The organism is Mesorhizobium sp. XAP4 (assembly GCF_029269325.1).
Lineage (GTDB): Bacteria > Pseudomonadota > Alphaproteobacteria > Rhizobiales > Rhizobiaceae > Mesorhizobium > Mesorhizobium ciceri.
Genome location: NZ_JARIXW010000001.1, coordinates 469,128 through 493,299, shown reverse-complemented (window position 1 = coordinate 493,299; position 24,172 = coordinate 469,128). Strand labels below are relative to the sequence as shown.

Annotated in this window: 30 protein-coding genes; 12 read left to right on the top strand and 18 right to left on the bottom strand. The window is 62.6% G+C overall.

All coding sequences use genetic code 11. The annotated features are described in order from the left end of the window. The first annotated feature begins 115 nt into the window (after nucleotides 1–115). Nucleotides 116–403: a hypothetical protein gene (locus P3C39_RS02565; protein WP_275952593.1), complete on the top strand. Its 288-nt coding sequence runs from the start codon at nucleotides 116–118 to the stop codon at nucleotides 401–403. A gap of 90 nt (nucleotides 404–493) precedes the next feature. Here P3C39_RS02565 and P3C39_RS02560 read toward each other — a convergent pair whose 3' ends face one another. Then, nucleotides 494–1,627 carry a transporter substrate-binding domain-containing protein gene (locus P3C39_RS02560; protein ID WP_275952592.1) on the bottom strand — a complete coding sequence of 378 codons (1,134 nt, stop codon included), beginning with the start codon at nucleotides 1,625–1,627 and terminating at the stop codon, nucleotides 494–496. A gap of 240 nt (nucleotides 1,628–1,867) precedes the next feature. Continuing rightward, entirely contained in the window at nucleotides 1,868–2,467 is a 600-nt protein-coding gene (locus P3C39_RS02555) for a YdeI/OmpD-associated family protein (protein ID WP_275952591.1), read from the bottom strand. 264 nt (nucleotides 2,468–2,731) lie between these two features. Between P3C39_RS02555 and P3C39_RS02550 the strand changes: the two genes are divergently transcribed. Beyond that, nucleotides 2,732–3,343, top strand: coding sequence for a hypothetical protein (locus tag P3C39_RS02550; protein ID WP_275952590.1), 612 nt, complete (start codon nucleotides 2,732–2,734; stop codon nucleotides 3,341–3,343). A gap of 21 nt (nucleotides 3,344–3,364) precedes the next feature. Here the strand turns inward: P3C39_RS02550 and P3C39_RS02545 are convergent, their stop codons facing one another. Next, nucleotides 3,365–3,838 (bottom strand): cupin domain-containing protein, encoded by a 474-nt coding sequence (locus P3C39_RS02545; RefSeq protein ID WP_027160820.1) that lies wholly within the window; start codon nucleotides 3,836–3,838, stop codon nucleotides 3,365–3,367. 65 nt (nucleotides 3,839–3,903) lie between these two features. Here P3C39_RS02545 and P3C39_RS02540 point away from each other — a divergent pair, with 65 nt between their 5' ends. After that, nucleotides 3,904–4,365 (top strand): MarR family winged helix-turn-helix transcriptional regulator, encoded by a 462-nt coding sequence (locus tag P3C39_RS02540; RefSeq protein WP_275952589.1) that lies wholly within the window; start codon nucleotides 3,904–3,906, stop codon nucleotides 4,363–4,365. A gap of 129 nt (nucleotides 4,366–4,494) precedes the next feature. Then, nucleotides 4,495–5,223 carry an SDR family oxidoreductase gene (locus P3C39_RS02535; protein ID WP_275952588.1) on the top strand — a complete coding sequence of 243 codons (729 nt, stop codon included), beginning with the start codon at nucleotides 4,495–4,497 and terminating at the stop codon, nucleotides 5,221–5,223. Nucleotides 5,224–5,239: 16 nt separating this feature from the next. Here the strand turns inward: P3C39_RS02535 and P3C39_RS02530 are convergent, their stop codons facing one another. Further along, complete coding sequence (locus tag P3C39_RS02530; RefSeq protein WP_275952587.1) at nucleotides 5,240–6,214, bottom strand: LysR family transcriptional regulator; 975 nt, start codon at nucleotides 6,212–6,214, stop codon at nucleotides 5,240–5,242. Between the two features lie 15 nt (nucleotides 6,215–6,229). Then, nucleotides 6,230–7,135 carry a S1C family serine protease gene (locus P3C39_RS02525; RefSeq protein ID WP_013530631.1) on the bottom strand — a complete coding sequence of 302 codons (906 nt, stop codon included), beginning with the start codon at nucleotides 7,133–7,135 and terminating at the stop codon, nucleotides 6,230–6,232. Between the two features lie 195 nt (nucleotides 7,136–7,330). Here P3C39_RS02525 and yghU point away from each other — a divergent pair, with 195 nt between their 5' ends. Further along, nucleotides 7,331–8,197 carry a glutathione-dependent disulfide-bond oxidoreductase gene (yghU, locus tag P3C39_RS02520; protein ID WP_013530630.1) on the top strand — a complete coding sequence of 289 codons (867 nt, stop codon included), beginning with the start codon at nucleotides 7,331–7,333 and terminating at the stop codon, nucleotides 8,195–8,197. An 84-nt stretch (nucleotides 8,198–8,281) separates the two neighbouring features. Here yghU and P3C39_RS02515 read toward each other — a convergent pair whose 3' ends face one another. Together P3C39_RS02515 and P3C39_RS02510 are read right to left on the bottom strand one after the other, a co-directional pair. Further along, a complete protein-coding gene (locus tag P3C39_RS02515) occupies nucleotides 8,282–8,584 on the bottom strand; it encodes a DUF1236 domain-containing protein (RefSeq protein WP_013530629.1) in 303 nt (100 codons plus the stop codon). 619 nt (nucleotides 8,585–9,203) lie between these two features. After that, nucleotides 9,204–9,422: an exopolysaccharide production repressor protein gene (locus P3C39_RS02510; RefSeq protein WP_224674556.1), complete on the bottom strand. Its 219-nt coding sequence runs from the start codon at nucleotides 9,420–9,422 to the stop codon at nucleotides 9,204–9,206. 327 nt (nucleotides 9,423–9,749) lie between these two features. Here P3C39_RS02510 and P3C39_RS02505 point away from each other — a divergent pair, with 327 nt between their 5' ends. The 4 genes from P3C39_RS02505 to P3C39_RS02490 all read left to right on the top strand — a co-directional run bounded on the left by P3C39_RS02505 (nucleotide 9,750) and on the right by P3C39_RS02490 (nucleotide 11,591). Next, nucleotides 9,750–10,037 carry a hypothetical protein gene (locus P3C39_RS02505; RefSeq protein ID WP_275952586.1) on the top strand — a complete coding sequence of 96 codons (288 nt, stop codon included), beginning with the start codon at nucleotides 9,750–9,752 and terminating at the stop codon, nucleotides 10,035–10,037. Between the two features lie 279 nt (nucleotides 10,038–10,316). After that, the gene (locus tag P3C39_RS02500) at nucleotides 10,317–10,559 is read left to right on the top strand and encodes a hypothetical protein (protein ID WP_224674557.1); all 243 of its coding nucleotides are present in this window, start codon (nucleotides 10,317–10,319) and stop codon (nucleotides 10,557–10,559) included. Nucleotides 10,560–11,001: 442 nt separating this feature from the next. Further along, the gene (locus P3C39_RS02495) at nucleotides 11,002–11,301 is read left to right on the top strand and encodes a DUF1236 domain-containing protein (RefSeq protein WP_013530625.1); all 300 of its coding nucleotides are present in this window, start codon (nucleotides 11,002–11,004) and stop codon (nucleotides 11,299–11,301) included. Between the two features lie 77 nt (nucleotides 11,302–11,378). After that, nucleotides 11,379–11,591: a hypothetical protein gene (locus tag P3C39_RS02490; protein WP_013530624.1), complete on the top strand. Its 213-nt coding sequence runs from the start codon at nucleotides 11,379–11,381 to the stop codon at nucleotides 11,589–11,591. A gap of 303 nt (nucleotides 11,592–11,894) precedes the next feature. On the opposite strand, the gene P3C39_RS02485 is transcribed toward P3C39_RS02490, so the two are convergent. Together P3C39_RS02485 and P3C39_RS02480 are read right to left on the bottom strand one after the other, a co-directional pair. Next, nucleotides 11,895–12,446 carry an isochorismatase family protein gene (locus P3C39_RS02485; protein ID WP_275952585.1) on the bottom strand — a complete coding sequence of 184 codons (552 nt, stop codon included), beginning with the start codon at nucleotides 12,444–12,446 and terminating at the stop codon, nucleotides 11,895–11,897. A 111-nt stretch (nucleotides 12,447–12,557) separates the two neighbouring features. Further along, nucleotides 12,558–12,761: a hypothetical protein gene (locus P3C39_RS02480; RefSeq protein WP_024501727.1), complete on the bottom strand. Its 204-nt coding sequence runs from the start codon at nucleotides 12,759–12,761 to the stop codon at nucleotides 12,558–12,560. Between the two features lie 35 nt (nucleotides 12,762–12,796). On the opposite strand from P3C39_RS02480, the gene P3C39_RS02475 reads away from it, so the two are divergent. Then, nucleotides 12,797–12,886, top strand: a complete 90-nt coding sequence (locus P3C39_RS02475) for a hypothetical protein (RefSeq protein ID WP_081714185.1) — start codon at nucleotides 12,797–12,799, stop codon at nucleotides 12,884–12,886. A gap of 204 nt (nucleotides 12,887–13,090) precedes the next feature. Next, a complete protein-coding gene (locus P3C39_RS02470) occupies nucleotides 13,091–13,186 on the top strand; it encodes a putative RiPP precursor (protein WP_127255804.1) in 96 nt (31 codons plus the stop codon). A 34-nt stretch (nucleotides 13,187–13,220) separates the two neighbouring features. Here P3C39_RS02470 and P3C39_RS02465 read toward each other — a convergent pair whose 3' ends face one another. Then, on the bottom strand, nucleotides 13,221–14,417 hold the full coding sequence (locus P3C39_RS02465; protein ID WP_275952584.1) for a hypothetical protein: 1,197 nt from the start codon (nucleotides 14,415–14,417) through the stop codon (nucleotides 13,221–13,223). Nucleotides 14,418–14,455: 38 nt separating this feature from the next. Here P3C39_RS02465 and P3C39_RS02460 point away from each other — a divergent pair, with 38 nt between their 5' ends. Continuing rightward, entirely contained in the window at nucleotides 14,456–14,599 is a 144-nt protein-coding gene (locus P3C39_RS02460; protein WP_127224232.1) for a hypothetical protein, read from the top strand. An 11-nt stretch (nucleotides 14,600–14,610) separates the two neighbouring features. Here the strand turns inward: P3C39_RS02460 and P3C39_RS02455 are convergent, their stop codons facing one another. The 8 genes from P3C39_RS02455 to P3C39_RS02420 form a co-directional block, all read right to left on the bottom strand. Beyond that, on the bottom strand, nucleotides 14,611–15,381 hold the full coding sequence (locus P3C39_RS02455; protein ID WP_013530618.1) for an exodeoxyribonuclease III: 771 nt from the start codon (nucleotides 15,379–15,381) through the stop codon (nucleotides 14,611–14,613). Nucleotides 15,382–15,385: 4 nt separating this feature from the next. Further along, entirely contained in the window at nucleotides 15,386–16,030 is a 645-nt protein-coding gene (locus P3C39_RS02450) for an alpha/beta fold hydrolase (RefSeq protein ID WP_275952583.1), read from the bottom strand. A gap of 208 nt (nucleotides 16,031–16,238) precedes the next feature. Beyond that, complete coding sequence (locus tag P3C39_RS02445) at nucleotides 16,239–17,354, bottom strand: tetratricopeptide repeat protein (RefSeq protein ID WP_275952582.1); 1,116 nt, start codon at nucleotides 17,352–17,354, stop codon at nucleotides 16,239–16,241. Continuing rightward, a complete protein-coding gene (locus tag P3C39_RS02440) occupies nucleotides 17,351–18,256 on the bottom strand; it encodes a Ku protein (RefSeq protein WP_275952581.1) in 906 nt (301 codons plus the stop codon). Before P3C39_RS02440 ends, P3C39_RS02445 begins: the two co-directional genes overlap by 4 nt. Nucleotides 18,257–18,675: 419 nt before the next feature. Next, on the bottom strand, nucleotides 18,676–21,168 hold the full coding sequence (ligD, locus tag P3C39_RS02435) for a DNA ligase D (RefSeq protein WP_275952580.1): 2,493 nt from the start codon (nucleotides 21,166–21,168) through the stop codon (nucleotides 18,676–18,678). Between the two features lie 45 nt (nucleotides 21,169–21,213). Beyond that, on the bottom strand, nucleotides 21,214–21,438 hold the full coding sequence (locus P3C39_RS02430) for a hypothetical protein (protein ID WP_027160830.1): 225 nt from the start codon (nucleotides 21,436–21,438) through the stop codon (nucleotides 21,214–21,216). A 224-nt stretch (nucleotides 21,439–21,662) separates the two neighbouring features. Further along, nucleotides 21,663–22,844: a glycosyltransferase family 9 protein gene (locus P3C39_RS02425; RefSeq protein ID WP_346016425.1), complete on the bottom strand. Its 1,182-nt coding sequence runs from the start codon at nucleotides 22,842–22,844 to the stop codon at nucleotides 21,663–21,665. Between the two features lie 100 nt (nucleotides 22,845–22,944). Next, on the bottom strand, nucleotides 22,945–24,168 hold the full coding sequence (locus P3C39_RS02420; protein ID WP_275952579.1) for a GNAT family N-acetyltransferase: 1,224 nt from the start codon (nucleotides 24,166–24,168) through the stop codon (nucleotides 22,945–22,947). Nucleotides 24,169–24,172 lie beyond the last annotated feature (4 nt).

Here is a 24,172-nt window from a genome sequence, read left to right as displayed (position 1 = left end):
CGGGAAAAAATCGCGAAAACATCGCCTGTCATAACCACCCTCGCGGCGGTCACGCGGCCTGCGGCACAACGCGAAGAAATGGTCCCGAAACATGCAACGACGTTCGACCGGATGGATGGGTGCCCTGACAGGCATTTCGCTCGCCATGCTGGCCGTCGCACAATCGGGGGCGGAAGCAGCGGTCACCCGGAGCGAATATTGCAACCGGCTCGGTCTTCAACTCGACGGAGCCATCCAGACCAAAGCCAAACCCGGTGCCAGTGCGAGCCAGATCGCCGAGGCAACGGCACTCCAGGACAAGGCGAACCAGTTCTGTGCCGAGCGCAAGCAGGCCCAAGGCATCCGGACCTATGCCAACGCCCTGAAACTTCTTGGCGTGACACCGGTCGACCTGGACCAGTGACAGCAACACCAATCCCTGAAAGATAGGCCGCCACTCTCGGATAGCGAGGGCGGTTCTTCCAGCGCACCGCACTGCGGAAGTTCCTGCCGGCTACTTCTCGCCCAGATACTGGAAGACGGCCTGCTTCCACCAATCGCTTTCGATGGTCTGCAGGAGGGCGACATCGAGAGACTTGCGCAACGGGCTGCCGAGCGGCAGCGCAATGGCATATTGCTGCTGGTCGAACGTCGCATCGAGAACCTGCAGGCTTGTCGCGTAATTCTGCCCGACCAGCCAGCCAAGCAGCGGCTTGTCGTGCACCAGCGCGTCGATCTTGCCGGCGCGAAGCGCGTTGAGGCCTTGCTGGATCGAGGCAAAGTCCTGATGACGGATCTGGGTCGAATCCAGATAGGACGCCGTCGACGAGCTCTGCACCGCGCCGACCCTGACCGCGGCGAGATCGCTTTCGCCCTGCACCATGCCTTCCATCTGCGTCACCGTCAGCACCGATGTGACACCCGCGGTGAACACCGCGATCGCGATGATCGATCCCATCATCCAGAGCGCGGCCAGCACGCGCCCCGGCACGGTTCGCGGGCCGAAATCACCGGTGCTGGCCTGCGTCGCGGCGATGGTCGACGACCACATGCTGGAAAACAGTCCCTTGGCGACGCCGCCGCCGAAATCGTCATTGTGCCGGCGTTCGAACATCCAGATCAGGACGCCGACCACCACCGATATGATGACCAGCGCCAGCACCGCCTGCAGGAAGCCGAACGACGTCAGGGCATGCAGCACCGGCCGCCATGACGGCTGGTTGTTGAGCGGCGTCGCGATGCCGAGCCCGGTCGTGAAGAAGGGCTGCGTGAAGTCGACGGCCTTTTCGCGGTCGGCCGTGACCGTGATCGCGGCCATCGCCGCATCGAATCTGCCGCTGACCACGCCATCGATCTGGTCCTGCACGGCAGGCACTTCGACATAGTGGAAGCGCAGGTTGAGCCGCCCGGCTATTTTCTGCCAGAGGTCGATGCTCAATCCCGACCAGCTGCCGTCCTGCAGCTTGAACGCAAAAGGCGGCGCCTGTTTTATCCCGACCGAGATCTCTTTTGCCGGCGAGGCCGAGGGGGAAGCCAGGTCGGGAGAAGGCTGATCGGGCGAAGTCTGGGCAAGCGTGACCCCGGCTCCCACACACGCGACGATGACAATGAGACCCAGCGCCATCGTCCACGAAGCAACTCTTCTCAACGGCAACGACTCCCAGCGACCGGTCCGCCGCTCGATCGTCGCGGCTTTCGAAGGGTAGCCGCCGTGCCCTCCTCCGTCCACCAGCGATGTCGTTGCTGAAGCGGCCGCGCCACACCGACCCCGAATTGCGCGAAAACAAGCAGTTGGAACAATTTCGCGATTCAAATCCTGAAGCGCTTCGCGCAACGAGGGATCCCGTGAGGACAGGCTTGCGGCGCCGAAGACGAATTCGCGCCAACCTCACTTCCTGCCTTGCGGATGGATCGTCTCACCACGCTTCAGCATTGCCACAAACGTCTCGATCTTCCTCTTGCGCCCAGCCTCGGTCTTCATGTTGTGAATGCGGAAGGCGAGCGCGAAGCGGTTTTGCGCGTTGAGTTTTTCAAGCATCGCCTTCGCAGCGGGTTCGGCGTCTATGGCTGCTTGCAAATCATCGGGAATTTTCATCTCCTTGCCGCTGCCATAGGCGCGCGCCCAGCGCCCGTCCGCCTTCGCCGCTTCGACCTGTTTGAGCCCATGCTCGGTCATGCGGCCCTCCTCGACCAGCCGCGCCACATTGTCGATGTTGATCAGACTCCAGATGCTCTTCCTGCCGCGCGGCGTGTAGCGCTGCAGGAAGCTCTTGTCGTCCAACCCTTTGCGCACCGCATCGATCCAGCCGAAGCACAGCACCACGTCGATGGCTTGCTTGGGGGTGATCGATTTCAATCCGGACCCCACCTTGTGCATCTTGATCCAGACTTCGGCTTCCGTGGCGTGGTGCTTGCTCAGCCAGGCGTAGAAGCCGGCAGGATCCGCGAATTCGTGAACCTTGGCGGGATCGACCTTGATCGGCGCCATCAGTCGGCCTGCCCGTTCGATGCTGTTGCCGCTCGCGTCATCGCTCTCACTGTCGTCCTGCCTCCGGCATCATGCCCATCGTCATTGGCCAGCATCGTGGCATGAATTGCTGTCAGTTTCCGGCAGCAGACTTGGCAGGCGCGGACGGCGTTCCTTCGCGCCCCTCGGCCCGAACATTTTTCTTCCCGCCCCCCTGTAGAAAGTCCCGGAATACCTGCCATGCTCGTGCTCGGGCACGCCGTCTCGCTCCCGGGGGAATACGCCATGAAATCTCTGTTGCTCGCCTTCGTGTTGTTTCTCCCCACGGCCACCCTCGCCGAGCCGATCGAAACCCGGAAGATCATCACGGCTGTGACTGGCGATTTCAATGGCGACGGCGCCGTCGATCTTGCCATGGTGGTGGAGACCGAACCCGGCCATCCGATGGACGTCCACTTCTTCCTCAGGGACAAGGAGCACAATTACCTCAAACCCGTCGAGATCGTGCACGAGCAGATCCAAGGGGAATGGAACGGCTACGAGCGGGCGGGCTACGAGAACTCCGACACCGAGCCGGAACTGACGATGCTGCCCAACGGCTCGATCAAATTCTACCTGCCAGCGATGGAGATCGGCAGCGAACGGACCGACATGACGCTGACCATCGCCTGGCGCAATGATGCTTTCATCGTCGCCGGCTTCGCCTATGACCACTATGACTATTTGAAGGAGAATGCCGAAAGCGCCTGCGCGTACAATGTGCTGACCGGCAAAGGCACCAGCAGCGAAAAGCAGCCGGACGGCAGCACCAAGCACAGGAACGTCTCGGTCGAAGGCCAGACCATCGCCTTCAAGGACTGGAACCCCGGCACCACCTTCAGCGCTTGCGGCGCGTGATCGACGCCTCTTCGACCGACTTCAGCTTGGCGGCGGCGCTGCCGGCGTCAGCCCGTGGCGGCGCATGATATCCATCATCCCAGCCTTGTCCGGCGGACCGCCGGCGGCGGCGTGGAACATGGCGAATATCTCGCGGAAATAGTCCGGACCGATCGCCGCTGGTGTGACGACGCACAGCGCTTTCGCATCCGCGCTGCCATTGTTGTCGAAGCGATGGACTGCGCCACGCGGGATGCACAGCGCTTCTCCCGGTCCGACCTCGATCGGCTTGCCGTCGACGGTCCAGGTCAGCACCCCCTCAATGCCGTAGATCGTCTCTTCGTAGTGATCATGGCTGTGCGCCGGCGCCAGCAGGCGCAGTCCGCTGGCAACCCTCAACTCAAAGGCGGCGATGCTGCCGTTCGAACTGTCGCCCGTCACCAGGAAGCGAATCGACAGCCCCTTGTCGCCGATGGTCTCATTGGCTGGATTGACCTGAAGATTCATGACCGACATTGCGCAAAGCCCTCCGGTAAATTACATTTACTCGCTATCAGTAAACTCAATTTACCGGATCGTCAATGCCTACCTCAACGGAAGTTCTACAGACCAAGACCGAGAACCTGCTGATCGGCGCCCTGCTGCGCGTGCCGGCACAAGCGATCCAGCGGCGGCTGATCAAGGAGCTCAACGCCGCCGGTTTCGACGAATTGCGCCTGCCGCATATGGCGGTGTTGCAGTTTCCCGGACCGGACGGCGCGCGGCCCGGCACCATCGCCGAGCGTGCCGGCATGAGCAAACAGGCCATCAACCAGCTGCTCAGCAGTCTCGAAGGGTACGGCTACCTCGTCCGCTCCGACATTCCCGGCGATGGCGGTGCGCGCGTGGTGCGATCCACGGAACGCGGTCATGCCGCGTCCTGGAAAATGGTCGATATCCTGCGCGACATCGAGGAGGAATGGCGCACCGAACTTGGGCCGGAGCGCTTTGCCCAGCTGAAAGCTCTGCTGTTTGTCGTCTGGGAAAGTCCGCTGGTGCGCTGAGCCAGAGACGGCGCTCGTCCGCCCTGCTCCATCGGCCTTTCCGATGGCACTATCGGTTTCTTCCGTTTCCTTCTGTCGCGCCGAACTGCCAATTCCTGCCCTTGTCCATCCAAGCAAAGGCAGAGCGAAATGAGCATTTCGAAACAGAAAATCCTGATCGTCGGCGGCGGCTCCGGCATGGGTCTGGCGCTGGCCCGGCATTGCGTGGAGGCCGGTGCGGCGGTTGTCATCGCCGGGCGCGGCCAAGACCGGCTGCGGCAGGCGCGCGAGGCGCTCGGCAATCCCGCCGGGCTGGAGACGGCCGTCGTCGACATCGCGCGCGAAGACCAGGTCTCGGCGCTGTTCGCAGCGATTGGCGGACTCGACCACATCGTCTGCACCGCAGCCGACATCGAAGGCGCCTACCGGCTGCTGCCGGAGCTTGACCTGATGGCGGCGCAAAAGGTGGTGGAGAGCAAGCTGTATGGCCCGCTGCTGCTCGCCAAGCACGGTGCGCCGCGGCTGGCAGCATCCGGCTCCATGACCTTCGTCTCCGGTATCGCCGCCTATCGCCCAGCCGCACGCGGCTCCGTCGTTGCTGCTGTCAACGCAGCGCTCGAAGGCCTCGTGCGGGCGCTGGCGGTCGAGTTGGCGCCGATCCGCGTCAATGCCGTGTCACCCGGCTGGGTCGACACCACGATCTGGGCGCAAGTGGCCGGCGACAGGAAGGACGAGACGTTGGCCGCGATGGCCAAGCGGCTGCCGGTCGGGCGGATTGGCCAACCCGATGATATCGCCGACGCCATCGCCTTCCTGATCGGCAATGGCTTTACCACGGGAACGACGCTGCATGTCGAGGGCGGCCACCGCCTGATCTGAACCGCCGCTGCTTCCGTCAGGAGTTGTTTGCAAACAAGGCCTTGGAGCGGTTCGACGATTCAAGTCCTGAACCAGCCTTGGCGGGCTGCAGGGCCGGCACCAGCGTGTCGCGCGCGGCAGTGAGCAATTGCTTAAGCGCCGGCAGCTGGACGCGCCGGCGGCGCCAGATCATCACCAGCGGCGCCGTCCGCATCTGGCCGGGCCATCGCATTTCGACAATGTCGCCGCGTGCGAGCGCATCGGTGACGGCCAGGCGTGGAACGAGGGCGAGCCCCGCGCCGGCCGCCACCAGCCGCGCAATGGCGCCGATGCTGCCGACCTCGTTGGCAAGTCTAGGTGCGGCAGCGCCCGCCTCGGCAAAGGCCGTGTCGAACATGTGTCGGTAGATGCATCCGGCCTCCGTTGCCACGAACTGCAGTTCGCCAAGCGCGGCAAGGTCGCCTGGCAGGCTGCCCTGCCCGGGAGCCGCGACCAGCACCAGCGGTTCGGCTGCTATCGTGCGCCTGGCGAAGTGTTTATCCGACGCGCCCTTCGCGAAATCACGGCGGTCGAAGCAGAAAGCGACATCGATGTCGCCATCCTCCAATTGGCGCAGCAGCGCGCCGCTGCCCGCCACCTTCATCCGCACGGTGATGTCGGGGTGGCCGGCCTGGAACCCGGGCAGCCAAGGCGCCAGCCTGGCCGACGCGATCGTCTCCAGCGCGCCGATAGTCAGGTGCCCGCTTGTCGAACCTGCCGCCGCCTGCACGGCCGCGCGCGCCTCGCCGTCGAGCCGCAACAAATCCTCGGCGATCGGCTTCAGCGCTAGGCCTGCCGGCGTCAGCTCGAGACCGGACTTCGCGCGCGTGAACAGGGGAGCGCCAAGCTCGGCCTCAAGCGCCAGGATCTGGTCGCTGACGCTCGATTGCGCGAGGTGGACCACTTCTGCGGCGCGCGTGATGTTGCGGCTCCGCGCCACCGCAAGGAAGGTTTTGAGCAGTCTTGGATGCATCGTGTGGCTGACGCGCTATTGCAGCTGCGGCTTCTTCAGAAAACTGCCGCGGTCGGCGGACTTGACGCGCAGCCAGGTTTCGCGGCCGTCGCGCAGCACCCGCATCGGAATCTCGGCACCGGCCGAGCCGCTCTCCCACAGCTTGCGATAGAAATCGGCGAGTCCATCGACCGCGCCGTCGCGGATGTCCGAGATGATGTCGCCCTGGCGCAGGCCAGCCTTGGCCGCCGGACCGCCTTCGGTCACGCTCATCACCACCACTCTGCCATCGCTTTCGGCCGACAGGGCGCCGAGCCATGGACGCGGGGGCTTGGCCACCTGGCCGCGCGTCAGGAGATCGTCGAGTATGGGCGGCAACAAATCGATCGGCACCACCATGTTGATATCGGCGACCTCGCCATTGCGGCTCATCTGCAGGCGCAGCGAACCGATGCCGAGCAGCGAGCCATCGGCGCCGAACAGCCCGGCACCGCCCCAGGACGGGTGCGCCGGCGCAATGAAGATCGCCTCGTCGAGCAGATACTCCCAATAGCCGGCGAATTCCTGCTTGGTGACGATCCTGGCCTGCACCGACTGGCCGATGCCGTCGGCCAGCACCACGGCGTCGCCGATCCTGGCCTTGCCGGCATCGCCCAGCGCCACCGCCGGCAGGCCGAGCGGCGCCAGCGCCTGCACCAGGCCGAAGCCCGATTCCTGGTCATAGGCCAGCGCGTGCGCGGGGATGACGCGGCCGTCATGGCTGGTCAGCCAGACCTCTTCCGCTTCGGTGATGAGATAACCGATGGTCAGCACCAGCCCGTCATTGCGAATGACGACGCCGCTGCCTTCCCTGAGCGTGCCGAGCGCCCCGGCCGTAAAGGCATCTTCGGGAACAGTGGCCCGCACGGCAACGACCGAGCGCGGATTGGGATTGATGGTCATGCTTTTGTCCTGGGTGGGCTTTGGCGACATCTTCTATAGGTATGCCACGCAGGAGAAGGCGCAAGGGTAAGGAAGAGCCCAATTGCCGATGTTGGCACTGCGGGCAGCGATAATAGTTCAACGCAAGTTGAACTTACACATCCGCAGCCCTAGTTAATGGCGACCTGCCATCCTTCCCCGACACGAGGCCACGAAATGACCGACTACACACCGCCGAAAGTATGGACCTGGAACAAGCCGAGCGGCGGAGCCTTTGCCAGCATCAACCGGCCGATCGCCGGGCCGACGCATGACAAGGAACTGCCTGTCGGCAAGCATCCGTTGCAGCTCTATTCTCTGGCGACGCCGAACGGCGTCAAGGTCACCGTCATGCTGGAAGAGCTTCTGGCGCGCGGCCACAAGGGTGCCGAATACGATGCCTGGCTGATCCGGATCAACGATGGCGACCAGTTCGGCAGCGGCTTCGTCGAGGTCAATCCAAACTCCAAGATTCCGGCCCTGATGGACCACAGTGGCACCACACCGGTGCGCATCTTCGAATCCGGCTCGATCCTGGTCTATCTCGCCGAAAAGTTCGGCGAATTCCTTCCGACCGAACAGCCGGCCCGCGCCGAGGTGCTGTCCTGGCTGTTCTGGCAGATGGGCTCGGCGCCGTATCTGGGCGGCGGCTTCGGCCACTTCTACGCCTATGCGCCGGAAAAGTTCGAATATGCCATCGATCGCTTCTCGATGGAGGTGAAGCGTCAGATGGACGTGCTCGACCGCCGGTTGGCCGAGACTGAATATCTCGGCGGCAAGGACTATTCCATCGCCGACATGGCGGTGTGGCCCTGGTATGGCGGGCTGGCACTCGGCCGCATGTACAATGATTCCGGCGAGTTCCTGTCCGTGCACGAGTACAAGCATGTGCAGCGTTGGGCGAAGGCCATCGACGCCCGCCCGGCGGTCAAGCGCGGCCGCATGGTCAACCGCGCCTTCGGTGAGCCTGCCATGCAACTGCATGAACGCCACGACGCCAGCGATTTCGAGACCAAGACGCAGGATAGACTGGCCGCCGAATAGGCCATCGCGGGTCGCGGCAAAGGAAACCCGCCCCGACGCGACGTCGGGGCGGGTTTTTCCCAAGGTCCAGTACTGCGGGAATCCCTAGTGCAGCACTTCAACAATCTGGCGGGTCTCCGGATCGACGAGGACCGTCTGGTCGTTGATCACCGCGACGCGGTATTTGACGTCGGGCACCTCACGCAGTTCGACCGTATCCGGCACCGACGAGCCGAGCTTGAGCTCGACGCCCAGAAGGTTCACCGAGGCAAGCGGTTCTCTCTTGATGTATTCGCGAACGACTGTCTCCTGCTCCGGCTGGACGACGACGACGTTTTCCGCCAGCGCCGCACCAATCCCACCCATCAGGACGACGGCGGTCGCCGCGCTCGTAAGATAAAGTCTCATGGCCATCTCCTAGTGATAACTGAATTCCGCCCTCCATAAAAACTCCACCGCTGCCATGCGGTTCCATCGTAACTTCAGAATTGGAGATATTACGATTGCAGACTGGATATTGATTGGTTGCTGATCAAACGTTCGGCAGACAGCGTTCAAGAGTTTGAAAACTTGCACAGATATATACGGATATTTAGAGGGAAAAAATTCAATCTGAGCACCAGTGCGCCAAATCGGCCGCGCATCCGCCTCTTCATCTGGACGATTTGAAAGGCTCCGGCACGAAAAGGGCTCGCCCCGCCGGGAGCAGAGCGAGCCATAACAGTACCGATGGAGGCGGCAACCTCATCGACACTGCCAGAGAACGCGAAGCATCAGCACTTGTTCCCAACCTGTCGGCCTGAGCACAATGCGGAGCGGTCGCGCATGCATCCTGTTCCCATGATAACGCTGGGCCGAAATCTCCAGCAGGGATATGCTCAGAAGGCGCCGTCTCAGCGACCAAACACCTTGCCGTCGGTCGTGATCGCGCTGGTGGCGACGTTCCCCGAGTTTGCCCGGGCGAACGCGCTCGAGTGGACGGCCTGGTATGGAAACGCCATTCCTGACCGGTCCTGGTCACCCGGTCTCAAAGCTGGACACCGTCGCGATGCAATGGCGGAAAGGCGTCTACCGGATCCTGGCTCGGCACGATGTCATGTGCGCGCCTGAAGATCAGCCTCACGACGAGCACGAAGTAGCCGACCTGCAGGACAAGCAGCGTCGCTATCGTCCAGGCAAATGCCTCCCAGAAGGAGCCGGTGGTCATATAGGTCCAGACCGCGACGATGACGGCCGTGGCTGACATTCCTACCAGAAACTGTCCAAAATACATGGTTTCCAAAACCGTCGAAACCGCGCCGGTTCCAACCAGTCCCTGCCTCATTTCATTTCCCGCGGACAACATTTCATTATTTTAGCAACTTCGCAAGTAAGGGGTCAGTCGCCGCAATGCGTTCTCCATTTGCACGGCAACTTGGCAACCGTGCGGGCCGCGGCCGCGGTGCTGGCGGGGCTGGGCTGACACGCCAGCCGTCGACAATCCAGGAGCACGCCCGGTCTTTGCACTTCGGGTCCGGAACAAACGCCGGCACGCCGAGTTTCGCCTCCAGTTCTTCAACGATTGGAGGCCAGCATGGCACCTCGCAACAAACCAAGCGCCGATATCGAAGATGACGCACCGCGGGCGGATGGGCCGACCATCGAGCAGCAGGATTGGGATGCAATCAAGGGCGGCGAGATCCTGCCAGAGTCCGCGCCGGAAAACGGCGACATGCGTTACGGCGTCGAAAAAGACGGCGATCTGCCGGACGAGGACGACGATAACGCGTACCAGGACAGCGACGACGCCCTCCCCGATGATGAGGAAGAAGCCGCAATCACGCACGATCAGACCCGAGAGGACGGATTCGACGAGACGTGAGCTATTCGTCGCCCGAGACATGACTGCCTGTTGTTGAACTTGCCAAAGCCACATTTTCTATGCCCGGTTTGCGGGCGATTTTGCTTGGCCAGCTAAGTTTTCCGCCCAGGCAATATATCAGGTTTACCTAAAGTAACGGAACATCCAAGGGACATTATCGGAACTGAACAAGGCCCCTTGGACCTTTGCGCTCGGCAGATAAGACCTTGGTCCTACAGGAAAAAGCAAAAGCCCAAAGTGACCGATTGAGGCTTCCAATGAGGGAACATCGGGCCTCGCTTGTCGTTTGTCGCAGAACTCGGCACCGCCGGGTGTCTGGAGAACGCCGCGATGGCCCACCGATCCACCATCATCAAGACAGGCTATGGCCCAGGAACGGCGATTGCCGTGCTCATGGTTGGATTGACGGCGGTGGGCATCGTGTTCCTCATTCTCGGCAGTTCGCTTTACTTCAGCGAGCAGCCTACGGATCAGCGTGTCTTGTCTTCGCCGCCGGCTCGATCGATACACACGGCCCGATAACCGAGCGGCAAACTGGATGAGCAACTGCTGGACGATAGCGACGAGCAGGCCGGCGTATGGTGAAGATAGAGGGTTCGCCAGGCGCCGAAGCGGCTTGCGAACCCTCTCAGCGCAGGAAGGGACGTTGCTGCGCCGATCGACGACATGTCAGCCAAGGACTATTCCCATCACCAGAAAGGTAACGGCTGTCGCGAAAATCGGTGCGAGCAACCAGCGCGCTTGGCCAACACTTTTGTCCATCTGTTTCTCCGAATTCCGGGAGACAAACAGCCGTGAACAGAGAGCCGTTCCCGTCGGTAAGACCAATGCGCTCTCGGGCCAGACTTAAGTCGCAGACAGCATCCGACCGAAGCCCAATCTGAGGAACATTTTCAGTTGGCTCAAGTTCAGTTGCCGTCAGCGTTGGACGATCTTGTCATGCTGACTCGCAAGGAGAAACAGTATGAAAATGCACCTAACGGGCGCCGCAGCGGCGCTGTTGCTGTTGGCCGGAGTGGGCGCCGTTGCCGCTCAGGACGTTGTCATCCAGCCTGAACAGGACACGGTCATCCGCGAGTATGTGAAGAAGCAGCCCCTCGCTTCGGTCAAGATTCCCGGCGTGGAACTGAATGTTGGTAGCGCGTTGCCGGATACGGTCGAGCTTCATGAGATCCCCGACGTCAAATACCGCTACGTAGTGGTCGACAACCGCACCGTCCTGGTGGATCCGGGCACCCGCAAGATCGTCAAGGTCTACGACTGAACTTGGAATTGTCCCAAACCCGCCGCCAGCCATGGCGGCGGGTTGCCCATGTCAGTTTCCAATCAGGACGAGTGAAGATGATAAGCAAAGCTGTGACATCCCCTGCTTTGGGCGTTCGCCTGGCCGATCTCCAAGCCCGGATGCGCGATGCGCGGGTGACGGATGCCGAAATGAAAACCTTTCAAAAGGTCGCGGCCATCATGGAAGATCGTCACGGCCGGATCGATGGCGACGACCTGATTGCGGTGTCGTTCCTCGCCGATCCGGTGCAGCACCGGCAAACGCCTTGAACGACATTCCCAATAACCAGCAGGCTTTTTGACTCCCGGACCGGGAAAGCGCGCCGAAAGTCTCAGCCGAATCCGCCCTTTTGCTCCGGCCTATTCCGCTTTCGCGGAAGTTTCGAGCGGCACGCAATGTGCAATGTTGCTAATGCGGCGGTACGAGCCGCCCTGGTTGACGCGGGCGCCCGAGCCATCCCAACAATGCGCCCCCCCGTCCGCGTCGACCACGGCAGGCGCCCGGCGCTGTCTTCCCTCGCGAAGTCCTCAAGCCGGCCTGCCTGATAATGCGGCCTGCGGCGACGTTCGGGCTCAGCCGCCGACAAGCGCCTTTGTGGTCACCAGATTGACGCCGGCCTCGGCGAATTCGCCATTGTGCCTGATGATGACCTGCTCGGCACTCTCGCTGGCATTGTCCAGCGTGCTGTGCGCATCGGACACCACGGTCACGCCGAGCCCTCTGGCGATCGCGCCCTTGACCGTCGCGGCTACGCAAAAATCGGTCTGCGCGCCCAGGAGCACGACAGCACCCGCACCCTGCCCGGCAACCCAGTCGCCGAAGGCGGGATTGCTGAAAGCATCGCGCACGGATTTGGCAAAGGTCGGCTCGTCCGCAGCTTGGCCAAGTGCGGGCCAAACCGGCCAGCCCGGCTGATCCGGTGCCAACGGATCGCCTTCGGGTCCATCATGCCTGACAAATGCGACCTTGCGCCCGCCGCCCCGCGCCCAGTCGATCACCGCTTTGGTGCGCTCGACTATGCCTGGCGCATCATGGATCGGCGGTTCGTGCACGCCGTCGAACATACCGGTCTGGAGATCGATGACGATGAGCGGCGCGTTGTCTGGGAGGCTGGATGCTGGCATGGGCTTTACATAGCACGGCGGACAAGGTGATCAAGATTTGCTCATTCCGACGCGCCGGCAAACAGCACGACGCCGTCACCGCCATCGGGCGGCCAGTCGCGGATGGTGCGATCATTGCCGCCAGTCAGCACCGCGGCGGACGCCCGCATAGATCGGGCCGGTCTTGCTGTCGAACAGCGCGATCTGGTGGCCGGTGTCCATGCCCCATAGCCGGGCCGTGCCGTCGAGCGAGCCGGAGGCCAGGCGCTGGCCGCCAGCCGATAGCGCCAGGAGGGCCGCCGTCGGCGCCCGGCTTGGTTGACACATGTCGCGCATCTGCCATGCTCGCCGAGGATTCAGGAGAGATCACGATGAAGAAGACTTACGCGAAGCCGACCTTCGTCAAGAAGGGCAAGCTTTCCGCCGTCACGGCAAACGCCCCGAGCAGCGTCACGCTTTAATCCGGCGCATCTCTGGCGGATCGCGCCGGCGCTGGAGAGCAAACTCCAGGTGCAATGGGTTTTGGGATGGCCCGAAACAAAGAATAGGGACCCTGGCCCCTTGTCGCGCATTGTTGGGTTTATTGTTTGTTGCTTTCAGCTCGCATGGTTGACAGATGGCCGCAGTATGGCATCATCAGGCTGGGATTTTAGGAGAGTCTGAAAATGAAGAAAACCTATGCAAAGCCGACATTTTTGAAAAAAGGCCGTCTTTCAGCGATCACAGCGTTAAACGGCGCCTCCAATCCGACGCCACAATAATTCCAGCACCGCCTGAGCCTGACGCTTCCAAATCTCAGCGTGTCAGGACCAAATCGTCCACGACCATTTGCCAATAGTGCTTCGTCGACAGGCGAACACGCGTTACAGCTTTGAGCATCGGGGCATAGTGCAACGGCGTCAGCGCCGACAGCGTGATCTGATCGCTTGCAATCAGCTGCTCGCCAAGCCAGCTTTCGATCAGCGCCACCTCCCCTTCCGACGCCAGCCAGGCGGCGCTCAGCATGACCGAGTGAAAGCCGAACGGCCGTTCGCAGCTGAATTCGGCAGGCAGCCCGCTGCTGGTGTAGAGCACATGGTCACCGGAGACGTTGCCATTGACATAGCCCTGGCTGTCCTTGGTGTAGTCGCGCGCCATCGCATTCAGGTTGCGCCACGCCAATCCGGCATGACCGGCCGGAATTTTCCTGAAGGTGCGCGACGTCACATCGTCGAAACCGATCGTTTCGAGAACGGCATCAGTGGCAATGCCGGCGCGTTGCGCGGACAGCAGGCCGAGATCCGCCGAGTAGGGCGACAGCGTCAGCCGCCGCTCCAAGCCTTCGCCACTGATGCTGACCGTGTCGGCTTCTTCAGCCAGGTCGAAGCTGAAGACGGCACCCGGCGCCAGTGTCCGCGTCTCCAGGACGTGCCCGTCCCCCGACACGGAGAGGGTCGCGGGTCCATCGCCGGCAACGCGCCCGCTGACGCGGCGCGGCGGCGCCAGACCGACCGGCAGCAGCATCTCCTGTGATACCATCCCGGCCGGCGAACCCGGCAGCGGCAGGAAGTGTCGGGACTGAATGTCGTTTTCGCTTTTCGCCTGCCAGCCGGGCGGCACCGAAACCACAAAGCGCCAGTTGCCCGGCTTGCGGATCACGGCCTTTCTGCTTTTCACCGACATGGGGAAATTGGCAAAGCCGGCATTGTTGGTGCGCGCGGACGCGGCGAGCTTGCCGGCTTTATCATACAGCCGCACCATGATCCCGGCCATCGGCCGGTCTCCGGCGCCGTATTTGCCGTCGCGATCGACATCGAAATAGACGAAGGACGAGTAATTGAGCATGCCCCCGCGGCCGCTCCAGTCGGTGCGGACGGCATAGTCGGCAGCCGGATTGGTCTGCCGCCGTCCCTTGCGGCGGCTGCGCTTCCGCCACAGCCGCCAGGACACGACAGCTGCCGCAAGCACCACAAGGGCGGCGAACAGTATCTCGACAGCGCCCAAGTCAGGCATGGAGCCTCCTTTCACAGATCTCGTGGAGGATTGCGTTCATGGGCGATCCGGCTGCGTTGGAATACTTTGCCGACAGGTTATTGCATGTCGGCCAAAAGCGAACCCGGGTTTGGGACAGCGACATGCATCAAGACAAGAGACTTAAAGCGCGTTGCATGGATCCGTTCAAGCGCGACGCATGAAAGCAGTCGCCTTACTTCAATTCCACCCACACCGGCGCATGGTCGCTGGCACCGTCCTCGCCGCGCACGTCGCGGTCGATGCCGGCGGCGGTCAGGCGGCGTGCCAGTTTCTTCGACAGCAGGATGTGATCGAGCCGGAGGCCCGCATCGCGCGGCCAGCGGTTGCGGCGATAGTCCCAGAATGTGTAAAGCGTTTCCTTCGGATGCTTCTTGCGCAGGGCATCAAGCCAACCCTGGTCGAGCAGGCGCCGGAACGACGCCCGGCTTTCCGGCTGCACCAGCGCGTTGTCGTCATAGGAGCGGGTGGCGTAGATATCGCGCGGCTCGGGCACGATGTTGTAGTCGCCGGCCAGCACCACCGGCAGGCCGGTGTCGAGCAACTGTTCGGCATGCGCCTCCAGCCGCGCGTGCCAGGCGAGCTTGTAGGCGAATTTCGGGCCGGGCTGGGGATTGCCGTTCGGCGCATAGAGGCAAGCGACGACAATGCCATTCACCGCCGCCTCGATGTAGCGGCTCTGCCTGTCGGCTTCGTCGCCGGGCAAGGCATCGCGGGTCAACACGGGCTCGGCACTCCGCGCCAGGATGGCAACGCCGTTCCAGGTCGGCTCGCCCTTCCACACCGCGCCATAGCCGGCCGCCGCCAATGCCGAGCGCGGAAACTGCATGTCGCGTGCCTTCAACTCCTGCAGGCACACGACATCGGGCTTTGCCACAGCCAGCCATGTCAGCAGGTTTTCAAGCCGGCTGTTGATGTTGTTGATGTTGAAGGAGGCGATCTTCATCGCTTCAGGAAGCGATCCGACCCGACCACGCCTTGACCGTCTCGGCCAGCGTCTTCAGATGATCGGCGGTCGAAAACCCCGAAACACTCTTGCGAGGCTTGAGATCGTGGTCGCCGTCCTCCAGCCAGATCACCTCGACGCGATCGGAAAGGTCATAAGTCGCAACCTCGTCCCTGGTGCCGAACTCGTCGCGGGTGCCCTGGAAGATCAGCGTCGGTGTCTTGAGATCGGCGAGGTGTTTGGTCCGCAATTGATCGGGCTTGGCCGGCGGATGGAAGGGATAGCCGAGGCACAGCAGGCCTGAAATCTCGCCCTTGGCAAACATCTCGTCGGCGACCATCGAGGCGACGCGCCCGCCCATCGACTTGCCGCCGATGACGAGCGGGCCGGTCACGCCCTTCGCCCTGAGGTCGGCTATCGCCTTGATATATTCCGGGTTGACCGTCTCGGCCCGCGGCGGCGGCTTGCGGTGGCCATAGCGGCGGGCAGCCATATAGTGGAACTCGAAGCGGGCGACCTGGAAGCCGGCTTCGGCCAGTGCCTTGGCGGTGGCGGTCATCGAGGGAGAATCCATCGACGCGCCGGCGCCATGGGCGAGCAGGATGGTGATGGGCGCGGTGTCGGGACCGTCGAAGAGAAAGGTGGTCATGGAGCGGTCTCGCTGGAGAGGTCGAGTTCCGTCACACTCCCCTCTGTCCTGTCGGACATCTCCCCCGCAAGCGGGGAGATTGCGCGCTCAACCGCTTTCGCCAATCTCCCACTTTGCAAGCAGGAACGGGACGCCCAAGCTGCCGATCTCCCCCTTGCGGGGGAGATGGCCGGCAGGCCAGAGGGGGGTGTTCAAGCGCCAGCATCCCTCACCCCGCCGTACGCGCCAACTGCAGATCCACGAACTGCACGCCCTTGGCCGCCACCCGCGACCACTCGGACTCCGCATCGAGTTCGAGATAGCGCACCCACAGCCGCCGCGCCTCCGGCAGATCGCCGGCGTCGAATTCGAGCCGGGCGAGGTTGAACACCGGATCGGCATAGTTTTTGTCGAGCGCGATCGCTTTCTGCAGGTGCCTTCGCGCCGAGGCCTCGCGGCCCTGCTCGCTCATCAGCCCAGCGAGGTTGAACCAGGCCTCGACGAAGGCCGGATCGAGTTTTATCGCATTGATATAATCGTGCGCGGCGTCCGCCGCGTGGCCGCCGGCGCGCAGGCAGTTGGCGCGGTTGAAGGCGGCAATCGCATCGCTCGGATCGATGGCGAGACAGCGCTGGTAGAGTGCGGCTGCCCCATCATGGTCGCCACCCTCCTCCGCCGCTTCGGCCTCGGCAAACAACTCTTCCAGTGTGTCGTCGCCTGCCGAACCGGCGCTGCCCAAATCGAACAGAAGCTGTCCGTCGAGTTCGCTCTGGCCGCCTTCGAGATAGATCGCATCGGCGCGCCCATGCTGCGAGCCGACATTGAGCGACTTGGCGGTCAGCGACGCCACCGGGCCGGAGCGGTGGACGGAGCGCGCGATCGCCCCCCATGTCGCGCCGCCGGCGACGAGCCCGGCATATTTGCGCGCCAGGATCAGGTCGCGGAAGGAATAGGGTTCTGCGTCATGCTCGAACGCATCGAACAGTGACAACAAATCGAGGTCGGCGCCGGATAGCCGCGATTGCTCGATCAGCGATTGCCGCGACAACGAAGACGCTTCCGGTGTCTTCATCAGTCCGAGAAGGCGCAGGAATCCGTTCTCGCTGAGGACCTTGTGCCCGGCCGCGCGCTCGGCGGCGACACGGCGCTCGATCTCGGCATCGCCGTTCCTGGAGAGCCCGGCCTTAGCGAGCAGCGTGCGGCCGCACACGACATGCGTGGTGCGCCTGGTGACGCCGCGCCGCAGCTGGCCGTGCTGACGTTCGACTTCACGCGCGGCCAGTCTGAGCGGAAACGCCGCCAGCGCGCCTATGGTGCCGAAAACAGCGCCGGCCGGTGCCGTCATTTCTTGCTCTTGCCGACCGCCTTCAGCAGATTGGCCTTCAGCGGATTTTCAGCAGCACCACCCGCTGCCGCTTTCTTTGCGGCTGGCTTGGCAACCTCGTCGGCCTTGCTCTTCGACTTGGCTGGCGGCTTCGATTGCGACAGGCTCGCCTTCAGCGCATCCATCAGGTTGATGACATTGCCGCGCTCCGGTGCCGCCGCAATAATCGGCTTGTGGCCTTTCAGCTTCTCGCGGATCATCGTCATGAGCGCCGCCTCGTAGCGGTCCTCATAATTCTTCGGATCGAAGGTGGTTTCCTTCTGCTTGATCAGCGCTTCGGCGAGCTGCAGCATTTCGGGGTCGGGCTTGCCAGCTGGAATATTGCCAAAATATTCAGCCGTTCCACGCACTTCGTTCGGGTTCCTCAAGGTGCACACGAACATGCCGTTCTCGCGCGCGCCGATCGTCACCACGCGCTCGCGGCTCGACAGCACAAGGCGGGCGATGGCGAGCTTGCCGGATTTGCGCATCGCTTCGCGCAACACGGCGAAGGTTTCCTCCGCCATCGCGCCGTCGGGCGCCATGTAGTAGGGCGCGTCCTGGTAGATGACGTCGACCTCGTCCTCGTCGACGAAAGCCTCGATGTTCATCGTATGGTTGGATTCGATGCGCACCGCGTCGAGGTCTGCATCATCGATGATGATGTACTGGTTGTCCTCGTATTCGTAACCCTTGACCAGATCAGCACGCTCGACGAGCCCTAGTTCGGGGTCGACCGGCTTCATGTTGATGCGGTTATGGGTCTTCTTGTGCAACTGGTTGAACGAGATGCGCTCGCTGGCGCTGGTGGCGGTATACAACCGCACCGGACAGCTCACGAGGCTGAGTTTGAGGTAACCTTTCCAACTTGCCCTGGGCGCCATGAAACACTCCTACGCGGTCATGCACTGACAAAGACCTGCAGCGCTTTCGTCCGAGGACGATTGAGGCTGAGCAAATCCTACACCGACCGCACACAATACCGGCAAATCCCTGACGAAATCTTCCGCCATGCATTTGAGGTCGTGGACAGAGAATAATTCAAATTGTTGGAAGCGTCGATGGACTGGAATTTGAAACGCTGGCGGGACAGCGCCCCCCTCTGTCCTGCCGGACATCTCCCCCTCAAGGGGGGAGATCAACAGCTTCGGCGTCTCGCCCACTTCAGCAGCGTTGCAGATTAGCGGAAGCCCGGGTAGTGGCCAATCTCCCCCCTTGAGGGGGAGATGTCCGGCAGGACAGAGGGGGGCGCCACGGATCGCGGCGGTCCTTGTTCTGCAACTACTTACTTCGTCTTCTGCAACTACTTCGTCGCCCCCGAGACCACCGGCAGATCCCGCGCAAACTTATCAATCTCCGCCCACGGATCGCCCGACGTCGCCAACAGCCCCGGCAGCGACGAATAATTCAGATCCTGCGGCGCATCGATGGATTCGAGGTCGCTCCAGCTGACCGGCGTCGAGGCCGGCAGATTGGTGCGGGCGCGCAAGGAGTAAGGTGCTGCAGAGGTGTGGCCGCGCGCATTGCGGTGGTAGTCGATGAAGATGCGCTTCTTGCGGTTGTCCTTGCCCATGGTGGTGGTGAAAGTATCAGGCGCCGTTATCGCCAGATGCGTGGCGATCGCGCTGGTTGCCTGGTGCAGTTTCTTCCAGTTCTGCTTGCCTGTCACAGGCACCGTGATGTGGATGCCGCTGCCGCCGGAGGTCTTGGCGAACGGCACCAGCCCCAGGCGCTCCAATTCGTCCTTGATGTGCACGGCGGCCTCGACCACCTCGCGCCAGGTGATCCCCTCGCCCGGATCGAGGTCGAGGACGATCTGGTCGGGTCTGTCGAGGCTGGCGCGGTGGGTGCCCCAGGTGTGGAACTCGACGACGCCGAACTGCGCCAGCGCCAGATACCCTTTCGCGCCTTCGACCGAGAGATAGGATTTGGTTTCGCCCTCGGAATTTGTCGCCTCGAATGTCACCACCGAGGGCGGCATGCCGGTGAAGGCGTGGCGCTGGAAGAAGCAATCCTTCGGCAGGCCGGTCGGGCAGCGCACCAGCGACACCGGCCGGCCGAGAATGTGCGGCAGCATGAAATCGCCGACCAGCGCGTAATAGACAGCGATGTCGAGCTTGGTCGGGCCGGTCTTGCCGAACAGCCGGCGCGTCGGGTTGGTCACCCAGATGGTGGCAAGGTCAGCCTCGGCGATCAGCCGCTTGCGTGTCGAGGATACCGGCGTCGACAGGCCGACATCCCTCAAACCGCGGAAGACGCCGTGGCGCAGTGCGTTGTCCGCTGTGCGGTTGGCGTAGTGGATGCGCGCCGACAGCAGCGGCCGCACCCAGTTCATCTCGCGCATGACCTCGCGCGGAACGCCCTCGGGCGCGGTGGCGCCTTCCCGCAGCGGCTCCAGCCTGGCGAGCAACTCACCGGCGGTGGCGGCATCGAAACCGGTGCCGACCTTGCCGCGATAATGCAATTCACCATCCTCGAACTCTGCCATGCCGAGCGCCGCCAGCCCTTCGGCCGCATCGGAGATGGTGAAGCCGGCGATGACGAAGTCGCCCGACTGCAGCGCCTTGGTCTTGGTCCAGCTTTTGCTTCGGCCGCTCTGATAGATGGCCGTGGCGCGCTTGGAGACGACACCCTCCAGCCCCAGTTCCGACGCCTGGTCGTAGAGCCCCTGCCCCGAGCCCTCGACATGGTCGGAGAACTGGATGGCGGAATTGGCGCCGAGGCCCGATAGCATCTGCGCCAGCAGCGCCTTGCGCCGGACCAGCGGCGCCTTGGTCAGGTCCCAGCCGTCGAGATGGAGAAGATCGAAGGCGTAGAAATGGAGCTTGCTGCCGGCGCCCTCCGCCAGCGCATCCTGCAGCAGCGCGAAACGGCTGATGCCCCGGGCGTCGAGCACCACGATCTCGCCATCGATGATGGCGTCGCGGCACGGCAGTTTGGCGAACGCATGCGGCAGGTCGCCATAACGCTTCGTCCAGTCGATGCCGCCACGGGTGATCAGCTTGACCACGCCGTCAGTGAGATGCGCCATGGTGCGGTAGCCGTCGAATTTGATCTCGTGCAGCCAGACTTGTTTGGTGTCTTCGCCATCGGGCGGTTTTGGCACCTGCGTCGCCAGCTGCGGCTCGATACGGGCAAGCATGGGGGCCTTGAAGGCGCCCGGCAGCGTGCCGGGCTTCAGCGATCCCTGTCTGGGCGCGGGTTTGGCGGCGGGCTTTGCCGGCGCCGCCAGCTCCTCGATGCGCAATCCGGATTTGACGCTCTCCGGCCGGGCCGTGAGGATGTCAAGCGCGGTGTCGGCGGCGAGGTCGCGCTCCTTGAACAGCAGCCAGTTCTTCTTGTTTTCGTCCTCGCCGGGTTTCGGTTTCAGCCGTGTCAGCATCCAGCCGCCATTGAGCTTGGCGCCGGCCAGCCGGAACTTGAAGGCGCCGGTGCGCAAGCTCTTTTCGACATCGTCCATCGGCGCCCAGCTGCCGGTGTCCCAGACGATCATCGGCCCGCCGCCATACTCGCCTTCGGGAATGACACCCTCGAAGTCGATATATTCGAGCGGATGATCCTCGGTCTCGACCGCCAGCCTTTTGTCGGCCGGATTGAGCGAAGGCCCGCGCGGCACCGCCCAGCTCTTCAAGACATCGCCGACCTGCAGTCGCAGATCATAATGGTCTGCGGTGGCGTGGTGCTTGTGCACGACGAAGCGGTTACCGTCGCTGCTGACGAGCCCGCCAACCGGTTCCGGCGTCTTGGCGAATTCGCGTTTGGCGCGATAGGCTTTGAGCTTTGGTGGAGTTGTCATCGCAAAGATCGAAGCACGGCGGCCAGGAACAAGCCAGTCACGCTCTCAATCGTCAGCGGCCGGCGTCAACTCGAGCTCCGCCGGCGACAGCCCTTGCTGCAACTGGCTCAGCCGGAATTCGTCGACCCAATAGGCCTCGCCATCGACCAGAACCCGGGCTTGGTAGGTGCCCTCCGAAAAACGCTGCTCGGTGATGTAGACCTTGTGACGATCGAGCGCTTTGCGCACCGCGGCGCGTTTGGAATTCTGACCTGTGACGGGACTGAACATGACACTGCCCTCGGTCGCCCTGACACGCAACGCGGCCGCTGCCGGCGGCCTTGCGACTGGCTCCAAGGATGCCGGAGACGAGGTGTCCTGTCAATTTCGTGGCAGTGCAGGTTGCAGTCCGGTTAATTTTTGCAGTCTTTTGAAGATGCTCGGGTCTCGGCCTGAATCACGATGTGAAGCGCGCGAAGACGTAGCCGCGCGTGATCGTGCCTGTTACCGCCAGCCTACGAAGCGGCCGGCATACCCGAATGAGTGGATTTCCGGACTTCCCCGATGAGATCGAGTGTCGCTGCCGCGACCTCGGCAACCTGAAGCCGCTGCACACAATAGACCCCACCGGGGTTGTTTTCTTTACAAACACCTGGAGCGATGCATGGACAGGGCATGACCGGCTGGAGCGTCCGGTTCGGGACACCGAACGGGCCCCATTGCTCAGGCGACGTCAGGCCGTACAACCCCACCGCTGGAGTTCCGACAGATGCCGCGATGTGCATCGGGCCGCTCTCATTGCCTAGAAAGATTGATGCTTCGGCCAACAATGCCGTCAGGACTTCAAGCGAGGCCTTTCCGACGACACTGGCGACCGGCGACGCTGCCACTTCAAGGATCCTTTGCGCGGCAAGCCCCTCGTCCGGCCCACCAACGAGCAGAGATCGCAACCCGGTTTTGGCGTATACCTCGTCGATGACCGCAGCAAAATGTTGCGGCGGCCAACAACGCCCTTCGAACCTAGCGCCGGCATGCACGGCCACATATGACTTCTTTGCCAAAGCGTTTTCCGCAAGAATCCTGGCACACTCTTCCTGGGCGGTCCCGTTCGGCTGCAGCCGAGGCGTTGGGTCCTGACAATCCAACCCAAGCGCGTGGAGTGGAGACAGGTTCCTGTAGAGATAATGGGGGCCACCCTGTCCGAAAGTCGCGGCGAGAACGTTTGCAAGCTGGATTTCCCAGAACTTCATCGGATGCTCGGAAGGATCGAAGCCGACGCGAAGTGGAGCGCCGATCAAACGATGCATTATCCGCGAGGTTTTTGAATCGGTAAGGTCGATGCTAAGATCGAATTTTCGACGCCGCAGATCAGAGATGACGCCACGATAGTCGCTCAAACGCTTGAGCAGAGTCCTTCCTCTGCCGCGGGATTCAAAGCCAACGGCAACATCGGCGATCCCTTGCGCGACGATGAACTGCTTGAGTCCCGGCGCACAAAGCATGGTTACCGATGCTTGTGGATAAGAAAGACGCAGATTGCGAACCAAAGCAGATGTCAGAACGACATCTCCAATGTACTTCGTTTGAATAATGAGGATGGAACGAATCCCATCTCCTAAACTTGCATTCATCGAGATGATCTGCCGAAAACGCCAATTTGAGAAAATCTGCCGACGACACTCATTTCTGAACGTCAAGCGCGCTTTCAAATATAGAGCCAACCAACCCTGTCAACAACCTTGCCGGCCTTGGTGCCTCTTTGCATCGGTCGTCGGCAGGACCGGCAAACGCTCGTCCTCAGTCCTTCAATCGCCGCAAGCGGCGCGTCAGGCCCTGAACGGCTTTGAGCAGCCGGGGGCGCGACCGCGTCATGCCTTCGACCCGGCTGCGCAGCAGAATGGCTGCGTTCGCAGCCCTGCCCCGCACCGTCACCGGTTCGCAGATCTCGGCCAGAACCGAACTCGCGGCACCAATATGTTGCTTGTAGCCCTGGCCGCCGACCGACAGGTCGAAATAGTCGAAGCCCCGCTCGCATCCCCACATCATCAGCTTGCCCATCGTCGTCAGGCCGGGTGAGACATTGGCGACCGCGTTCTGGTCGATGCCCAGCAGGAGGGCGTGAAGTGTGCCTTTTCTGACCAGCACATAGATGGAGGCGAGCCAGGCTTCACCGACGCGTAGACCGAAGAGCCGCACAGATCCATTGGACAGGCCTTGCAGCGCCGCGGCGCGGTAGAAATCGACGACCGGGACCTGCGTCAGGAGGTCGAAACGCCCAAGCTCACGAAAACGCTTCAGCCGCAATTCCAGCAGCACATCCAGGAGCTCCTCGGTCAGATCAGGCGTGTCGGCCTCGACCAGAGCGAGGCCACCAAGCTGCTCGAAGCCGCGGCAATGCTTGCGGAAGGCCTTGGCAAAGGACGGCTTGCAGATCCGCTTGATGAGCGTCTCCGGGTCGCCATGCAGGACGAGGCCGGAGGTGACCTGGATGGAGTCGCGCGCCACCGAAAGCAGTGCCAGCGGATTGACCAGGCCGTGGATCTGCTGCGGGATCCCGGCGATATGGATGCGATCCGCCGGTGGCAGAACGGCACGGACCGCCGCCCACATGGCGTCGGCACTCTGCCTGGTCCACGCTCTCCCATCCGCCAGCAGCGGCACCGAGTAGTCGCACACGCGGCAGCTCAGCCATTCGATGACGTGGTGGCCGAGGGCCCGGCGCCGCATCAGCGGCAGCAGCATGGCCGGCGCGCCGGTCACGGCGTCACTCACCTCGATGACGACCAGGTTCGCGTCCTTGGGCATCAGCCGTGCGGCGATTCCTTCGACCCAGGCATAGTGCTGATGGGCAGTGCAGACGCCGTGCGCCTCAAGCAGCAGCCATAGCAGCCTTACGGTGTCGAAACTGGTGTGCAGCCGAGCCGTGAAGTGCGCGGTTGCATCAGCGTTGGCGACAGTCGGGGAAAGCCGCCCACCGGGCAAATCCCTTATCGGAGTCGTTCGCGCCGCGTAGCTTGCCACATGC

What these genes read in the sequence shown, in the direction of transcription:
- P3C39_RS02565 (WP_275952593.1), top strand. Translation starts at nt 116, where the DNA reads ATGGGTGCCCTGACAGGCATTTCGCTCGCCATGCTGGCCGTCGCACAA.
- P3C39_RS02555 (WP_275952591.1), bottom strand. Translation starts at nt 2,467, where the DNA reads ATGGCGCCGATCAAGGTCGATCCCGCCAAGGTTCACGAATTCGCGGAT.
- P3C39_RS02550 (WP_275952590.1), top strand. Translation starts at nt 2,732, where the DNA reads ATGAAATCTCTGTTGCTCGCCTTCGTGTTGTTTCTCCCCACGGCCACC.
- P3C39_RS02545 (WP_027160820.1), bottom strand. Translation starts at nt 3,838, where the DNA reads ATGTCGGTCATGAATCTTCAGGTCAATCCAGCCAATGAGACCATCGGC.
- P3C39_RS02540 (WP_275952589.1), top strand. Translation starts at nt 3,904, where the DNA reads ATGCCTACCTCAACGGAAGTTCTACAGACCAAGACCGAGAACCTGCTG.
- P3C39_RS02535 (WP_275952588.1), top strand. Translation starts at nt 4,495, where the DNA reads ATGAGCATTTCGAAACAGAAAATCCTGATCGTCGGCGGCGGCTCCGGC.
- P3C39_RS02530 (WP_275952587.1), bottom strand. Translation starts at nt 6,214, where the DNA reads ATGCATCCAAGACTGCTCAAAACCTTCCTTGCGGTGGCGCGGAGCCGC.
- P3C39_RS02525 (WP_013530631.1), bottom strand. Translation starts at nt 7,135, where the DNA reads ATGACCATCAATCCCAATCCGCGCTCGGTCGTTGCCGTGCGGGCCACT.
- yghU (WP_013530630.1), top strand. Translation starts at nt 7,331, where the DNA reads ATGACCGACTACACACCGCCGAAAGTATGGACCTGGAACAAGCCGAGC.
- P3C39_RS02515 (WP_013530629.1), bottom strand. Translation starts at nt 8,584, where the DNA reads ATGAGACTTTATCTTACGAGCGCGGCGACCGCCGTCGTCCTGATGGGT.
- P3C39_RS02510 (WP_224674556.1), bottom strand. Translation starts at nt 9,422, where the DNA reads ATGTCAGCCACGGCCGTCATCGTCGCGGTCTGGACCTATATGACCACC.
- P3C39_RS02505 (WP_275952586.1), top strand. Translation starts at nt 9,750, where the DNA reads ATGGCACCTCGCAACAAACCAAGCGCCGATATCGAAGATGACGCACCG.
- P3C39_RS02495 (WP_013530625.1), top strand. Translation starts at nt 11,002, where the DNA reads ATGAAAATGCACCTAACGGGCGCCGCAGCGGCGCTGTTGCTGTTGGCC.
- P3C39_RS02490 (WP_013530624.1), top strand. Translation starts at nt 11,379, where the DNA reads ATGATAAGCAAAGCTGTGACATCCCCTGCTTTGGGCGTTCGCCTGGCC.
- P3C39_RS02485 (WP_275952585.1), bottom strand. Translation starts at nt 12,446, where the DNA reads ATGCCAGCATCCAGCCTCCCAGACAACGCGCCGCTCATCGTCATCGAT.
- P3C39_RS02480 (WP_024501727.1), bottom strand. Translation starts at nt 12,761, where the DNA reads ATGCGCGACATGTGTCAACCAAGCCGGGCGCCGACGGCGGCCCTCCTG.
- P3C39_RS02475 (WP_081714185.1), top strand. Translation starts at nt 12,797, where the DNA reads ATGAAGAAGACTTACGCGAAGCCGACCTTCGTCAAGAAGGGCAAGCTT.
- P3C39_RS02470 (WP_127255804.1), top strand. Translation starts at nt 13,091, where the DNA reads ATGAAGAAAACCTATGCAAAGCCGACATTTTTGAAAAAAGGCCGTCTT.
- P3C39_RS02465 (WP_275952584.1), bottom strand. Translation starts at nt 14,417, where the DNA reads ATGCCTGACTTGGGCGCTGTCGAGATACTGTTCGCCGCCCTTGTGGTG.
- P3C39_RS02460 (WP_127224232.1), top strand. Translation starts at nt 14,456, where the DNA reads ATGGGCGATCCGGCTGCGTTGGAATACTTTGCCGACAGGTTATTGCAT.
- P3C39_RS02455 (WP_013530618.1), bottom strand. Translation starts at nt 15,381, where the DNA reads ATGAAGATCGCCTCCTTCAACATCAACAACATCAACAGCCGGCTTGAA.
- P3C39_RS02450 (WP_275952583.1), bottom strand. Translation starts at nt 16,030, where the DNA reads ATGACCACCTTTCTCTTCGACGGTCCCGACACCGCGCCCATCACCATC.
- P3C39_RS02445 (WP_275952582.1), bottom strand. Translation starts at nt 17,354, where the DNA reads ATGACGGCACCGGCCGGCGCTGTTTTCGGCACCATAGGCGCGCTGGCG.
- P3C39_RS02440 (WP_275952581.1), bottom strand. Translation starts at nt 18,256, where the DNA reads ATGGCGCCCAGGGCAAGTTGGAAAGGTTACCTCAAACTCAGCCTCGTG.
- ligD (WP_275952580.1), bottom strand. Translation starts at nt 21,168, where the DNA reads ATGACAACTCCACCAAAGCTCAAAGCCTATCGCGCCAAACGCGAATTC.
- P3C39_RS02430 (WP_027160830.1), bottom strand. Translation starts at nt 21,438, where the DNA reads ATGTTCAGTCCCGTCACAGGTCAGAATTCCAAACGCGCCGCGGTGCGC.